We start from the raw sequence: 14,758 nt of genomic DNA, 5'->3' as shown, positions 1-14,758 counted from the left end.
TTGAGGAAACTAGGCCATATTATCGCAGCAATATTGCTGGCCGGCCTTGGCGCCCATGGCCAGCAAAGGCCTCAGTATACACAGTATATTTTTAACAATTACCTGTTGAATCCTGCTTTAAGTGGTATCGAAAACTATACCGATATAAAAATAGGATACAGGCGACAATGGACTGGAATTGAAAATGCACCTCAAACCTCATTTGTTGCAGCGCACTGGAAGCTCGGAGATGACTACCTCTGGGGCAACCCATTGTCACTCCCGGATAAAGGAGATGATCCCATGAGCAGGAATTATATGCAGAATTACACTGCTTCTCCCGCCCACCATGGACTGGGACTGATTGCCGTGTATGATAAAGCTGCGGCCATATCCCGATTGGATTTTAACCTGACCTATGCTTATCATTTACGGTTACAGAATGCCTTAAATCTTTCTGTAGGTGTATCTGCCGGGTTTTCTAGGATAGGCTTTGATGTGAATTCCTTACAGTTTGAGGATCAGACGATGGAAGATCCTGCGATACGAAACACCACGATCAGCCAGTTTAAGCCTGATCTGGGAATGGGTGTATGGTTGTATGGAGCACGTTTCTTTGCCGGTGTAGCTTTGCAGTCTGCATTGCCTCAGAAACTGTCATTTACACAGAATACCGATTATAATTCCGGTAAGGAGGTGCCGCATTTATTTGTGACTTCCGGGTATCGGTTTTTCGTTGATGAAGAGATTTCTTTGACACCTTCGCTGATGTTTAAGCAGGTATCTTCTACACTTTCGGCAGACCTGAATATGAAAGCATCCTATAAGGATAAGTTTTGGATCGGTGGGAGTTACCGGAAGGGGGATTCCTTTTCGGCGATGATGGGAGGTAACTTTGGTAAAATGTTAAACCTGACTTATGCTTATGATTTCACGACTTCCGGTTTAAATAAGGTGAGTAACGGAAGTCATGAAATCGTGTTGGGCATTCAGTTGAATAATGTATACCAGGTCTGGAGCGGGCAGCGAAGAATGTGGTAGCTGTTTTACAGCTCCTTTCTTAAACGTGCTACAGGAATGTTCATTTGTTCCCTGTATTTTGCAACCGTTCTTCTGGCGATATTGTACCCTTGTTCTTTAAGAATCTCTGTCAGTTTTTCATCTGCAAGCGGTTTTCGTTTGTCTTCGTTACCGATACAGTCTTCCAGAATTTTCTTTACTTCTTTGTTAGATACTTCTTCACCACTTTCAGTTTGTATGGCTTCAGAGAAGAAGGATTTCAGGAGAAAAGTTCCAAATTCTGTTTGTACATATTTAGAATTTGCTACCCTTGAAACGGTAGAAATGTCCATGTCAATTTTGTCTGCAATATCTTTTAAGATCATGGGACGCATTTTGCGCTCATCACCGGTCAGCAGGTATTCATACTGGTATTGCATGATGGCATTCATGGTCTTCAACAAGGTTTGCTGTCTTTGTTTAATGGCATCAATAAACCATTTTGCAGAATCCAGTTTTTGCTTTACAAACTGTACCGCTTCCTTGAGTTTTTTATCTTTTTGTGCCGCTTTATCATAATGATCAAACATATCAATATACGAACGGCTCACTCTGAGTTCCGGTGCGTTTTTTGAATTGAGTGTCAGGATTAAGGTGCCGTCATTATTGGAAACATGGAAGTCAGGAATAACTTGCAGTTGCTTGGTGGTTACCTGGTTAGAATCTCCCGGTTTTGGATTTAAGCGTAGTATTTCCGCAATGATTTCTTTGAGGTCATCACTGTTCAGACCCAATGATTTTTCCAGTTTATCGTAGTGTTTTCTCGTAAATTCATCCAGGTGGTTTTCAACGATGATAATGGCTTTCTGAATGATTGGGTTTGCCGGATCTTTACGTTTTAACTGAAGTGTCAGACATTCCTGAAGGTCTCTTGCTGCGATACCCGGAGGATCGAAGCTTTGGATTACTTTGAGCATTTCCAGTACATCCTCTTCTTCTACCATGGCATTTTGTGAAAATGCAAGGTCGTCGATCATGGAGGTGATGGGCCTGCGCAGATAACCATCGTCATCTAAACTTCCGATGATTTGCTTACCAATGATGAAATCCTGATCAGATAAAGGAACTAAATCGAGCTGTTCCTGTAAGCTTTCAAAAAAAGTACTCTCAATTGCAATTGGAGTTTCTTTTTTTTCTTCGTCATCATCATTGTTATAGGAGGTACTATAGTCGTTTACGTTGTCGTCCTGTAAATAATCATCTACATTAAACTCATCCGTGCTTTCTTCCTTGGCACTGGAATCAAAATCATCCGGAGTATCATTAAGATCATCATATTCACCTTTAGGCTCCTCGGCAATCATTAAGCTGGGATCTTCAAGTGCAGGGTTTTCTTCTAATTCTTCTTTTATACGGGTATCTAATGCAACTGTAGGTACTTGCAGCAATTTTATAAATTGAATTTGCTGTGGAGATAGCTTCTGAAGTAATTTTTGTTGTAGATGTTGTTTAAGCATGTTTTGTAAAATAGGTATTTATGTACCCGCTCCAAAAATACGAATTTGGTTTACATATAAACTATCCCGACAAAGTATTATTGTGTTTTCGGCAAGGCCGATAAACTCAGGAAATCGGTTTATCTAATTTATATCTGATTGGTAGGTATGGTTTTAAGCGTTATCGGTCTTTAGCCAATATACTTGTTTTTTTCATCAGTATATAATTGTTTTTTTTATTGGTTTTCAGAGGTTCTAAAGGGTTCTCAAGCTGAGTTTTTCGTGGTTTTTATTGATCTCAAAGGTTCTCACGAATTCCTGAACGTGGTTTATCAGCAGGAAAAGGACTATAATCCCGACCTGAGTTTTGTCGTGCAATACCTGAGATTACAATGTTTTCTATAGAGATTGATTGTATTCAAAATATTCTCGTTTTCTCATTTTTATAGAAAAATATGTCACCGTACTTGTTTAGCCGCACTAAAAAAAAAGAGGCAATGGCTGGATTAATGGCGTTTTTTAGAAATAAAGTTTATACTTTTATTACGATGTTTAAAAACTAAAACTAATACTACTTATGAGTTTTGTAAAAGAATTTAAAGAATTTGCAGTCAAGGGCAACGTGATTGACCTGGCTGTCGGTGTGATTATCGGAGGGGCATTCGGCAAGATTGTGACCTCCCTGGTGAATGATTTGATCATGCCTCCGATTAGCTTATTGATTGGTGATAAAGGTTTCATTAACTTCTATCTGCCACTAAGCGAAAAAGTAAGACAATTCGTGGAATCGAACCCTACTGCTTCTCTGGAAGACGCAAGGAAAGTAGGTCCTGTATTTGCCTGGGGTAACTTCGTAACAGAGGTGATCAATTTCTTCATTTTAGCCTTTATCATCTTCCTGATGGTGAAAGCGATCAACAAAATGAAAAGAAAACAAGAAGAAGCTGCTCCTGCAGTGGTACCGCCAACACAAGACCAGGTACTTCTTACCGAAATACGCGATTTGCTAAAAAGCAAATAAGCGCACAATGTTAAAAAAATGAAAGGGCTTTAAGAAAATAATCATTTTCTTAAAGCCCTTTTTTATTGTGGTTCAGGTCTTAAAAAGTTCTTTTTATTTTCGGGTCTGTAAGGATAATATAATCTCCCAGGTGCTGGTGTTTAGTCCAGTCTGGGTTTGTAAAATCATCTCCCGGAAAACAGGAAATATTTGAGATCCGAAGTTTTGGCAGGTATTGCTTTAATTTAGCGAGAGTTCCCAGCTTTTCATCGCTATGAAAACGCCCGTTGACCTGGAAAATCTTTGCTCCTTTATGGGCTTTATAATATTTGGCTATTGACCAGGACATGCTGGCATCCCAGAGATTTTGCGTCTGATAGATCTTCATTGGACCCATGTCGTGACCTCCAAGGGTTTCTATAAATTTATCATAATATCTTCCCGTAGCTGTATCCAGCGGGATTGGAGGAAGGAAGGCAAGAGATGCAGCAGGAAATTGCTTTAAGGCTTCCAATCCGGATTTAGTAACGGCATTGCTGTATCGTGCAGCAGCATTTCCGGCAATTACCGGAAGCTGACCGGCCTTGGCAAATTCGATCATTGGGCGGTAATCTTTATAGTTGTTCCAGGCCCTTGCTTCTTTGTTGAAATTCTTTTCCGAAATCAGACCTGCCAGGTATTCGTTCATTATGGGTTGCGTATCGGTATGAAACATCTCCAAAGCCAGGGCTGTTTTAGGGTAAGTGCTGCTCAGTTTTTTTAGCAATTCGAACTCGAGAAGGTGACCGATGGAATCATTGTGTTCTTCTCCAAAAAAGAGGACGTCGATATCGTTGGTATTGGCTATTAATTCATCAATGCTGATGATTTTTTTGTTTTTTACATCATATATTTTGTAGGACTGTCCGGGGGATTGTCCAAATGTAATCAGGGGGATCCAAAGCAGAATAGCGACGAGTAGTTTTTTCATTATTGAGAATCGGTTTTGTGGGTAAATAGTTAAGAATTCAAAATAACGGATAATTTTTACCGATTAAAAATAGGAGTTTACCGACTATTCGCTCCTTCCGGAGTGATCTGCCTTTTAAAATGATGATAACCTATATACATTTGATGATAGAAAGCGCAACAGATCAGCTTTCAACACAAATGAATAGATAGGTTATACTGAAAATAAGTAATAATGGAAAAGTGGAAAGATTGTAATAAGAACAACAGGGTATGGAGTGGTTTCATTCTCCTTCTGATTGGTTTAGTGTTCTTTTTGAGGAATATGGATATCTATATCCCTCATTGGGTACTGAGCTGGCATACTTTGATGTTGGTGATCGGATTGCTGATTGGGTACAAACGGAATTTTGATGCGGGAGTCTGGTGTATCCTGGTCCTTATCGGAGGCTACGCTACGGCAAAGGATATTGTTGATATTGATTTGTCCAGGTATTTCTTTGCTTTTGCCTTTATCATCGTCGGCCTGTTTTTGATTTTAAAACCTAAAGGCAGAGGTTTTAACAGGGAGAAATGGAAGAAAAAACACGCTGACTTTAATACCGACTTTGGTTTTGGAAATATGGGCGACGGATCGGGAAGTATGGGGAATGATTACGGAGATATGGGTGATGGTTCGGGCGCCGGAGATTCCGGAGCCGCTGAATCTTCAAAGAAAAAAAAGGGCGATTGGGTAGATGAAAATGACGTGATTGAGTCGGTTGCTGTTTTTGGTGGAACAGATCAGATGATTTATTCCAAAAATTTTAAAGGTGGAGAGGTCGTAGCGGTTTTTGGGGGTTGTAACCTGAACCTTACCCAGGCTGATTTTGAGGGAGTAATTGTGCTGGAAATCATTGCTGTTTTTGGTGGGGTTAAAATTATTCTTCCTCCAAGCTGGATCGTGAAGTCGGAAGTGACCGCCATTTTTGGAGGCTGTGATGATAAGAGGGGGCCGGTTATTGTGACCAGCAATGAAGGGAAGATTGTTAAGATCACAGGCTTGGCGTTATTTGGAGGGATAGAGATCAGAAACTTTTAAAATGAATACCGATGAAGTGGTTTGCACTAAGATATATTTTTCAAATCATCAGCGGAGATGGGAATTATGCTTCTCAGTTTGATGAACAATTACGGCTGATCCAGGCCAAAGATGCTCAGGAAGCCTTAAATAAAGGAGAGGGGCAATCGGAAAACTTTCACCGTCCATTCCGAAACTGTAAGGGAGAGCTGGTGAAGTGGGAGTTTATCTGTATTGCGGATTTGTATGAGATTGAAGCCCCCGGAGATGGGTCTGAGATCGCTTCCGTATTACATGAGCCAGAAGATATGGCAAATTTTTTAGATGAGCTGAAACGTCGGGAGGCGTTTCTGCATCAAAGTATATCCATAAAGAATCCTAATTAAAACTATTTTGACCAGCAGACCTCTAGCCAATAAGAATATTCAACGATTTGCCGCGGCCATATTTATGGCCTGGGTTACTGTATTTGTACTGCTTTTTTATTATACCCTGAATTTTAACTGGTTCATTTCTGTGGCAGATAGCCTGATTACAAACGGCTTGCTGGCATTGGCCTGTATGATTCTGAGCAATATGCTTGGTTACTATCAGCCGAAAAATGAAACCATTCTTTTCCTGCTTGTCCTGACCCTGATGCTTGCAGGCCTGATTACTTTTATCAGCAATGTTTCTCTAAGTTATCTTTTTGTAGACGAACCTACTTACAAAAGTTTTCTGCAGTTATCGCTCATCATTCGGTTCATCATTGTATTTGTCTTTTTGGCCTGGTGCGCCCTGGCGAATATATTATGGTATCGTTTGGAAGAGCAGTCGGCCACCCAGGAACGTTTACTTACGGCGCAAAATTTATCTAAGGAAGCGGAATTGAATAAATTAAGACATCAGCTGCAACCTCATTTCCTTTTCAATAGCCTGAATTCTGTGTATGCACTGACGATTATGAACCCTAAAGAAGCGGGGACGATGATCATGAAGCTGGCCTCTTTCCTTCGCGGAACCTTAAAAAGAGACGATGAGGTCTGGGTAAATGTAGGGGAGGAGATGGAGTACATTCAGCTGTACCTGGACATAGAAAAAGTACGCTTTAGCCATCGTTTAAATATTGATGTGAAAGTTGAGGAAGAAACCATAGATTTATGCTTGCCAGGGACTCTGCTGCAACCGATTGTGGAGAATGCCATTAAATTCGGTTTGTACAATACCGCTGCGGCCATTACGATTTCCATATTGGTTACGCTGGAGAATAACATGCTTGAAGTGACGGTTCAAAATCCTTTTGATCCGGAAATGAAGGCGACAGGAGGAACGGGCTTTGGGTTGACGGCCATTAAAAGGCGACTGTATTTGTTGTTTGGAGATGAGAAATTACTGCAAACCAGGGCCACAGAAGAAAATATGTATATAACTACGCTTAAAATACCTCAGAAACAATGATGAGAACGATACTAATAGATGATGAATCCCTTGCCCGAGACATAGTGAAACATTACTTAAGCAATTTTCCGGATATTGAGATCGTTGCAGAGTGTAGCGATGGGTTTGAAGGGATTAAGGCCATTACGCAGCATCAGCCGGATTTCATCTTTCTGGATATTCAGATGCCCAAGATCAATGGCTTTGAGATGCTGGAGCTGGTAGAGAAGCATCCTGCGGTCATCTTTACTACAGCCTTTGATGAATACGCCATCAAGGCTTTTGAAGTCAATGCGGTAGACTATCTGTTGAAACCAATAGAGCAAAGCCGGTTTGAGCAGGCGATCCATAAATTGCCGGCGAGGTTAAACAATGGAGATGGCAATACGAAAGAACTGCTGGATTCTGCAGCCCTGAACCCTGCACAGAACAACAGGGTGGTGGTGAAGAAGAATGGTGTGATCAAGATCATTGCGGTTACCGACATTCATTACCTGGAAGCAGATGACGATTATGTGAAGCTGAGTACTACTGAAGGAATATTTCACAAGAATAAAACGATGAGTTTTTTTGAGCAAACTTTAGAATCTTCTCAATTTATTCGTATTCATCGTTCATATATCATAAATTTGGCGCAGGTGACAAAAATAGAGCTGAAAGAAAAGGACAGTTATATTGTATTGTTGAAATCTGACATATGGCTTCCGGTAAGTAAAACGGGCTATATCAAGCTTAAAGCGGCGCTTGGCTTGTAAGAAATCAAGAAAAAAGAAAACTACCTTGAATTCTATTTGCAATTAAATAAAAATCAAGCTATATTTGCACCTCTTATTTAAAAAAATAGTCTAAGATATAATACAGTTATGAAAAGAACATTCCAACCTTCGCAAAGAAAGAGAAGAAACAAACACGGCTTCCGCGAAAGAATGGCTACAGCAAACGGTAGAAGAGTATTAGCTTCTCGTCGTGCAAAAGGAAGAAGCAAACTATCAGTTTCTGACGAACGTCGTCACAAAGCATAATTTTTGATTGCAGCACATTAAGTGTTAGCAGATCACAATATCTGCAAATTTGCGATCAAAAACATGAACACATTTAATAAAGAAGAACGGTTATGTAGTAGAAAATTATTAGATCTGCTATTTAAAGACGGTTCTTCTTTTTTATTATATCCATTTCGCGTTTCCTATCTTTTTGTTGATGCCCCGCACAGCTTCCCTGCTCAGGTAGTGATCAATGTTTCCAAAAAGCGCTTCAAAAAAGCGGTAGACCGGAACCTGATCAAGAGAAGAAGCCGTGAGGCTTACCGTTTGCAAAAACAGGCCGAGCTCTATCCCGCAATTGCGGAACAGGAGCAGCTGCTTATTTTTTCTTTACAGTTTGTAGGAAAGAAGATCTATGAGTTCTCTTTTATGGAGAAGAAGATGGATGGCGCCTTAAAAAGGCTGATTAACAACATCAAAAATGATCAGGGCAGTTAAGCAGGTCATCGGCTGGTTCTTCCTGCTGCTGATCAGGGCTTATCAGTTGCTTTTATCGCCATTATTAGGGGCGCAATGTCGTTTTACACCTACATGCTCTCAGTATGGGATGGAGGCAATAAAAAAACACGGACCTTTTAAAGGAGGATGGTTAACTTTGAAACGGATTGGACGCTGTCACCCCTGGGGGAAACATGGACACGATCCCGTTCCTTAAGCCTGAGTATTTAATTTTATCTGATGACCACTATACTTCAAATCGAAACTGCCACACAAGTTTGTTCTGCCGCCATCTCTCAGAATGGGAAAACCATTGCACTGAAAGAAGAAATGGCGAGTAACATTCATGCAGGTAGCCTGACTTTATTCATCAAATCTGTAATGGACACTGCGGGATTAAAGTATGAGGAACTCGATGCGATTGCAGTGAGTAAAGGTCCGGGTTCTTATACCGGATTGCGAATTGGTGTGTCTACGGCTAAAGGACTTTGTTTTGCTTTAGACAAGCCTTTGATTGCAATAGATACGCTGCAGATGATGGCTGAAGGTTTTGCTGCACAGCAGCCGGAAAACAAAGGATTGATCTGTTCTATGATCGATGCGAGAAGAATGGAAGTCTTTACGGCTGTATTTGATCAGCAATTACAGCATATTTCTCCTGTAGAGGCAAAAATCATAGATGAGCAAAGCTTTGAAGACTTATTGAATAATCAGGTCATCACTTTTATAGGTGATGGTGCGGCAAAGTGTGCCGAAGCATTGCGTCATGAGCATGCCCGCTTTTCTGAAATAAATTTCAACTCTGCTTCCAATATGAGCCGCCTTGCGATGGAAGCTTTTGAAGCTGCAAAATTTGAAGATGTAGCTTATTTTGAACCCTTTTATCTAAAGGATTTCGTTTTAACAACGCCTAAGAAGAAGTAATATTTTCCCGGCTAAAATCGGTTCTTAGCGCGCTTCCTCAGTTTTTTCCTGGTATTACAATGTTGTTTCTAAGTGTTCGGAAGGATGCGGAGGAGCTTCGTATAGGCATTGGTGTTGCTGAGGGGTTGCTGAGGGGTTGACGTAGGGTTGATAAGGGTTGATAAGGCCTTTGACGTTACCAACCCTACGTCAACCCCTCAGCAACCCCTGTTCAGGGCCAAAGGCTGTGCAAATCATATCCAAGCAAGCCTATAAAGAGTGTTCTATACTACGATAAGTTTACATAAAAATGCTGATTTTACTATTCTAAGCTTACAGCTGCTGATTTGCCGGATAATTTGCAGCAAATTTCGGTAATCTTCGGCGATGTCGGGAAATTAAATCTTTTGAATTTGTAATTTAAGGTTGTTATTGTTATAATAGTTTATTAAATTTATAATTATATAACCTATAAAGATATGGCGACGTCAAAAAACAGGCTTCCTAGTGGAAAACTGGGAAATACAGTCTCTTATGAGCTAAATGGCAAAATGGTCACACGTGGCATTGGAGAAAACAATAAGAAGCGGAGTAAATCGCAATTGGGTGTAATGCAGAGAACGAAGGTAACTTCTAAATTTCTAAATCCGGTAATGCCCTTTATTATGATTGGATTTGAAATTGAGGCTAAACTGACTAAAGTACATCCACAAAATCCGGCGTTCGTGTATAATTGGAAGAATGCAACCAAAGGGAATTATCCAAAGATCAAAATTGATTTCGAAAAGGTCTTATTAACTAAAGGCGAGCTGCCGATATCCCCGGGAGCTGGAATAAAACTGGTTGATAATGGAGTGGAGTTTAGCTGGGATGGAGAAACTGATCCGGAGGGAAGTCATTGGTCGGATCAGGTGATGCTGCTGGCTTACTTTCCGGAGTTGAATCTGGCAAAATTCGTTACAGCTGGTGCTGCCAGGTCCATCGGTAAAGATCTGCTTCCTTTATTCATCGAAAGAAAGAAGTCATTAATGGAACTTTATATCTCATTTATCTCAAGCGATAGAAAACGTATTTCAAACAGTGTCTACGTTGGAAAGCTATTTTGGTAATTGGATTCAATTTAAAATTTTGAAATATGGGCACTTATAAACCAGGGATATTTGGTCCCTTCAACGGCACTGTCGGACATGTCGTTGCCGCGAAATGGAAGGGAAAAGACATTGTCAAAAATTCCCCTGAAAAAACGAATAAAAAAGCGAGTCTGAGTCAGGTGGATCAACGAAGCCGTTTCAAGCTGATTAATGATTTTCTGGCCTGTTGTTCCGGTTTTGTCGCTCTGGGTTACAGAGGGGTAGGAAAGAAGCGGATTCCAATAAATGTAGCGGTAGCTTATCATTTAGAAAACGCGGTAACAGGCATTTATCCGGACTATGAGCTGAATTATGCTAAAGTGAAGTTAAGCTTGCATAAATCAATAGATCCGGTTATAAAACCAGAATTTTTAGTAGAAAAAGATGGCGTACTGACAGTGAGCTGGCAAATGCCGAGGATGAGGAGTATTACGACGAAATCAGACGATCTGGCTTATATCATTTGCTATAATCAGATGAAGAAGAGGTGCATGGAATTCCCGGAAACAAGAAGAAGTGACTTGTCTGCAACGTTAACTATACCTGAATTGTACAAAGACGATGAGTTGCATTGCTGGATCTTCTTTGTTTCGGCAGACGGAAAGTTTACTTCTGATACGCAATATTTGGGATCTGTGATTTCGATTCTCGCTTCATGAGGCTATTATTTTTTCCTGTTTGCTTTTGCAGGGTGTTTCAGTAACGACACCTTATTGAGATTGGTGTGCCGATAGAATAAGATATTATTTAAGGAATAAAAACCCTACCTCTTTTTAGAGAAAATGCTGAAAAACCGTTTGAAAAGACTTTGAGGCTCATCCCCCAGGCCAGGCATCGTGCTGCTGTTTAACGGATGTTCCACGAAGTTTCCGACCTTTATCGCCAGTCCGAAGTAAACTGCTGCACCATTATAGCCTTTTCCTGTCGTCGCATCTTTGTTAAAGTAGCCTTTGGCCTGACTTACCGTTTTGAGCAAATCATCGGAGCCAAGAAATACTTCAAAGTTAGGCGTTTGGTACATTCCCTGGAGCCCCATGAAGAATAGGTTATTGAAGTTATAAGTAGGGATAGCTGTTAGGGAAAAGTTCTCATATTTAAATTTGTTGACGAATGCCGCATCGCCCCCTTTATAAAAAAGGTTCTTGGATACAATCAATCCCGGGGTGTAGAAACCAAAGCTTTTGGAGAGCATAAAATCAGCTTTTGCATTGGTTAGGGAATAGAAACTGTTGGTGTCTGGTTTGAGCGTAATGGCATCGGTAATGCGGTTTTTCATCTCCTTATTGGTTTCTGAGCCTGTAAGTGGAATTAACGCATTGATGTCCTTTGTATAAGATTTGCTGTTCCAGCGTATAAAGCCCAGGTCTTTTAAATTGGCCATTATAAAAACGCCGCTTTTAGCATTGTAGGAAGTTCCAAGGCTGATGGAGGCACCTGGATTTCTGAAGCTGGGCATAAAAGTATTGTAGGAGATCTCCTTTCCTTTCAGAAAAGTTCCCCGGTAACTTCCATTGAATGCGATATTTCTTACACCGCCGATGTCCCTGAGCTCTGAATCTGTGATGTCCAGTTTGTTATAGGTTGTTCCACTTAAAATGCTAAACTTGACACCAAAAGCTAATTTTTTAGTATAATTTTCCCGGTAACTGACGCTGAATTGATGGTACGATTGAACATAACCATCGTTGTTAAAAGCATTTGACTGCTGAGGCTGTGTGATCAGGTTTTTGTAGTTATTGATCAGATCCAGGGTCTCATTTGTGTAATTCAGGTGGGCATCTGTCCTGAGTTGCCAGGAAAAGCCGAGTTCCTTCTGGTATTTGTAAGAATTGAAAATTTTAAGATTGAACAAGTAGATGTTTGTATTTTGAGCGACGGTATTGTTTCCTTTTTTGCCCATGGGCAAAAGGCTGTTGTCCGTCTTGTTCTCATTTATTGCTTTTCTGATGAAATCAGAATTGCCCTTACTCGCTGCATTTACCCCAAAATAAGGGAGGAGGAAGTTGGAGGCAAATTTTCTGGAAGAATCCAGTGTAAAGGTCTTTTGTGCTGGGTTTTCAAACCCGTCAAAGAGCGTTTTTGTATTAAATAACCCATACTGCTGTGCTTTTAAGCAATTAGCGGATAGGAGTGAGATGCAGATAATTATTCCCCTTTTTAACATGTTTTAAAAAATTGCTTAACAAACTTGATGATTATTAATGATTTATGGTGAAAATTCTAAAATTCTTTTTCAATAACCAATGGCTTGCTTAACAGAATATTGCTTTGGAAGGTTCCGTTGTCTCCGCTTAACTGATAGACGAAAGCTTCATATTCTTTCAATCCTTTTTCTGATTGAAGGTGTTTCAGGTAAGGAAGGTAAATATTTTTATTCAGGAGCTCAGCAGAATTCCGGTGGTCCACATAGAAATTGAGGTTTGAATTATTCGGCAATTGATTGTTTACGTTGGTATAAGTGTGGGTGTTGACCAATAATTTGTTGCTTCTGTAGTCATCCAGAAAAGTCTGGATCGGAGCGGGATAGTTAGAAAAGACCAGATAGTTGTCGATGATGACATAATAGGGTTTCTTATAGGATTTAAAAGGCATCCCGAAATAAGTGTATAGAAGATCGGCTTCTTTAAATTGTTTGATTTCGTCCGAATAGTTATCGCTTAGGTCAAGAAGCAGCTGATTGAGCTTGTCTCCGTTTGTCAGGTTTATCGCGGCCAGTTTTTCACCACTGCCCAGCTGAAAATTTAAGAACTGGTTTTTGAAATATTTTGGAAAAAGTGCTTCCAGATTTAAATGGTATTTCAGGTTAATGTCTTCGATGAGTTTTTCTCTTTTTTTGTCTTCCTTCCTGTGGGCAAACCATGGGGCCAGTTTTTTTCTCCAGTTGGCATAGCTGTCTACCGCATAGATGCTGTAATTGGCTGTTTGTTCCGGAAGGATCGTACTGATCGTAATCTTTTGCGGAGGTGTTTCAGAGAACAGCTGGTAATAGCTTTGCGGGTCGTTTAATTGCGTAGTACCGGTAAACAAAACCCTTTCCTTACTGAAATTATAGCTGAATATTGCAAAGGCGTCCTGATGGTCGAGTACAGCTGCTTCTCCAATTAATTTTCCGGGTACTACCGCTTTCAATATTGTCGGAATGCGGTTAAAGTTCAGGTAAAGCTGTGCAAGGCTGTTTTTAGAAAACCTGCTGCCCGACTTAATATAGGCCACAAAATTGTCGTCTTTTTTATCAAATGTTTTCGTGAGTATTTCTGCGACTGGCTTTGGGGTATTGGAAAGCAGGATTAAATGGTCTTTAACCCCTAAATAAAATATGCTGCTGTCCGGTAAGGTAATTTTCGTCGTATTGCCGGTACTGTCGAGCAGAATATTTCCTGATTTTAAGGACTGGAACAATTGTCTTTTACTCACTTCCGTTCCGCTTTGAGTGCTCAGGAGGTAATTGATCTCTTTGCCTGTTCCGGGAAGGAAGCTAAGGTATACCGTTTGTTTATGAATGAGTTTATTGATTGCCGGCGAGGAGAGTAAAAAGGTTTTCAGGGATTGCATTTGCTTCGCTTTATCTTCTCCAATGATTTCCTCAAAGTTGTCTTGTCCTTTGAAAATGTCAAGAATGCTTTTGTCATTTTCAAAAGAGAATACAAAGCCCGATTGGTTTACTGCGGCATACAGACTGAGATCAGACTGTGCATGACGGGTATTCAGTTTGGAGAAATATAAATAAGCCATGGTCACAATGGCTGTCAGAAGTACGATGATGCTAACGAGGATCTTTTTCAAATCAGATATTTTTTGCCGTTGTGAAGCCTACCTAAGCTCAATCCCAACTTTAGTAAGCAATATACTGGTACAGGTTTTATTGTTGTTCCTACAAATTTAATTTAATAAGTTGGGATTACTAAGAAAATGCAACCAAGTTTCTTAATTTTGAAGGATTAAAAAAGCCGATTTTATGATGAACAGACGTATTATTTTAACCGCATCTCTATTTGGATTGACCGCTGTAGTACTTGGTGCCTTTGGTGCCCATGGTTTAAAGAGCCAGGTAAGCCCGGAAGCTTTGGTCATTTGGAGCAAAGGGGTAGAATACCAGTTTTATCATACTTTCGCTTTATTGTTCCTTTCGCAGCTCAGTCTGAACCAGCCGAAGCTGATAAAGCTGGCCTACGGTTTTTTTACTTTTGGGATTGTCCTGTTCTCAGGTTCCCTTTATCTGCTGGCAACAAGAGAGATTACCCAGATCAGTTTTGTGCGCTTTATCGGTCCGGTAACCCCGATAGGAGGATTGTTGTTTATCCTTGGCTGGCTGAGTTTATTTCTTGCCGCTTCAAAAAATAAATAAT

The 14,758-nt window shown here is 40.4% G+C and carries 17 protein-coding genes; 13 read left to right on the top strand and 4 right to left on the bottom strand.

What is annotated here, in order from left to right; all coding sequences use genetic code 11:
• Positions 1–1,020, top strand: a complete 1,020-nt coding sequence (locus tag DBR43_RS19035) for a type IX secretion system membrane protein PorP/SprF (RefSeq protein ID WP_124583659.1) — start codon at positions 1–3, stop codon at positions 1,018–1,020.
• A gap of 5 nt (positions 1,021–1,025) precedes the next feature.
• On the opposite strand, the gene rpoN is transcribed toward DBR43_RS19035, so the two are convergent.
• Positions 1,026–2,495 (bottom strand): RNA polymerase factor sigma-54, encoded by a 1,470-nt coding sequence (rpoN, locus tag DBR43_RS19030; RefSeq protein ID WP_124583657.1) that lies wholly within the window; start codon positions 2,493–2,495, stop codon positions 1,026–1,028.
• 556 nt (positions 2,496–3,051) lie between these two features.
• Here rpoN and mscL point away from each other — a divergent pair.
• Entirely contained in the window at positions 3,052–3,495 is a 444-nt protein-coding gene (gene mscL, locus DBR43_RS19025; RefSeq protein WP_124583655.1) for a large conductance mechanosensitive channel protein MscL, read from the top strand.
• A 79-nt stretch (positions 3,496–3,574) separates the two neighbouring features.
• Here mscL and DBR43_RS19020 read toward each other — a convergent pair whose 3' ends face one another.
• Entirely contained in the window at positions 3,575–4,444 is an 870-nt protein-coding gene (locus tag DBR43_RS19020) for a ChaN family lipoprotein (RefSeq protein WP_124583653.1), read from the bottom strand.
• Positions 4,445–4,657: 213 nt separating this feature from the next.
• Between DBR43_RS19020 and DBR43_RS19015 the strand changes: the two genes are divergently transcribed.
• From DBR43_RS19015 to DBR43_RS18970, 10 genes are all read left to right on the top strand, one after another.
• On the top strand, positions 4,658–5,503 hold the full coding sequence (locus tag DBR43_RS19015) for a LiaF transmembrane domain-containing protein (protein ID WP_124583651.1): 846 nt from the start codon (positions 4,658–4,660) through the stop codon (positions 5,501–5,503).
• A gap of 11 nt (positions 5,504–5,514) precedes the next feature.
• Positions 5,515–5,868 carry a DUF4288 domain-containing protein gene (locus DBR43_RS19010; protein ID WP_124583649.1) on the top strand — a complete coding sequence of 118 codons (354 nt, stop codon included), beginning with the start codon at positions 5,515–5,517 and terminating at the stop codon, positions 5,866–5,868.
• Between the two features lie 7 nt (positions 5,869–5,875).
• Positions 5,876–6,919: a sensor histidine kinase gene (locus DBR43_RS19005; protein ID WP_233603038.1), complete on the top strand. Its 1,044-nt coding sequence runs from the start codon at positions 5,876–5,878 to the stop codon at positions 6,917–6,919.
• Entirely contained in the window at positions 6,916–7,653 is a 738-nt protein-coding gene (locus DBR43_RS19000) for a LytR/AlgR family response regulator transcription factor (protein WP_124583647.1), read from the top strand. Before DBR43_RS19005 ends, DBR43_RS19000 begins: the two co-directional genes overlap by 4 nt.
• 108 nt (positions 7,654–7,761) lie before the next feature.
• Positions 7,762–7,920: a 50S ribosomal protein L34 gene (rpmH, locus tag DBR43_RS18995; protein WP_073232865.1), complete on the top strand. Its 159-nt coding sequence runs from the start codon at positions 7,762–7,764 to the stop codon at positions 7,918–7,920.
• A gap of 63 nt (positions 7,921–7,983) precedes the next feature.
• Positions 7,984–8,379 carry a ribonuclease P protein component gene (locus DBR43_RS18990; protein WP_124583645.1) on the top strand — a complete coding sequence of 132 codons (396 nt, stop codon included), beginning with the start codon at positions 7,984–7,986 and terminating at the stop codon, positions 8,377–8,379.
• Complete coding sequence (gene yidD / locus DBR43_RS18985) at positions 8,363–8,596, top strand: membrane protein insertion efficiency factor YidD (protein WP_124583643.1); 234 nt, start codon at positions 8,363–8,365, stop codon at positions 8,594–8,596. The genes DBR43_RS18990 and yidD overlap by 17 nt, the downstream gene beginning before the upstream one ends.
• A 23-nt stretch (positions 8,597–8,619) precedes the next feature.
• A complete protein-coding gene (gene tsaB, locus DBR43_RS18980) occupies positions 8,620–9,303 on the top strand; it encodes a tRNA (adenosine(37)-N6)-threonylcarbamoyltransferase complex dimerization subunit type 1 TsaB (protein WP_124583641.1) in 684 nt (227 codons plus the stop codon).
• Between the two features lie 458 nt (positions 9,304–9,761).
• Complete coding sequence (locus DBR43_RS18975) at positions 9,762–10,391, top strand: DUF6266 family protein (protein WP_124583639.1); 630 nt, start codon at positions 9,762–9,764, stop codon at positions 10,389–10,391.
• A gap of 26 nt (positions 10,392–10,417) precedes the next feature.
• On the top strand, positions 10,418–11,071 hold the full coding sequence (locus tag DBR43_RS18970) for a DUF6266 family protein (RefSeq protein WP_124583637.1): 654 nt from the start codon (positions 10,418–10,420) through the stop codon (positions 11,069–11,071).
• A 104-nt stretch (positions 11,072–11,175) separates the two neighbouring features.
• Here DBR43_RS18970 and DBR43_RS18965 read toward each other — a convergent pair whose 3' ends face one another.
• Both DBR43_RS18965 and DBR43_RS18960 read right to left on the bottom strand, forming a co-directional pair.
• Positions 11,176–12,576, bottom strand: coding sequence for a DUF5723 family protein (locus DBR43_RS18965; protein ID WP_124583635.1), 1,401 nt, complete (start codon positions 12,574–12,576; stop codon positions 11,176–11,178).
• 56 nt (positions 12,577–12,632) lie between these two features.
• Positions 12,633–14,195 (bottom strand): hypothetical protein, encoded by a 1,563-nt coding sequence (locus DBR43_RS18960; RefSeq protein WP_124583633.1) that lies wholly within the window; start codon positions 14,193–14,195, stop codon positions 12,633–12,635.
• A 172-nt stretch (positions 14,196–14,367) separates the two neighbouring features.
• On the opposite strand from DBR43_RS18960, the gene DBR43_RS18955 reads away from it, so the two are divergent.
• On the top strand, positions 14,368–14,757 hold the full coding sequence (locus DBR43_RS18955; protein ID WP_317125998.1) for a DUF423 domain-containing protein: 390 nt from the start codon (positions 14,368–14,370) through the stop codon (positions 14,755–14,757).
• Position 14,758 lies beyond the last annotated feature (1 nt).

It is taken from the genome of Pedobacter sp. KBW06 (genome assembly GCF_003852525.1).
Taxonomy (GTDB): domain Bacteria; phylum Bacteroidota; class Bacteroidia; order Sphingobacteriales; family Sphingobacteriaceae; genus Pedobacter.
The sequence above is the reverse complement of the archived record's forward strand: the minus strand, read 5'-3'. Positions and strand labels throughout refer to the sequence as shown.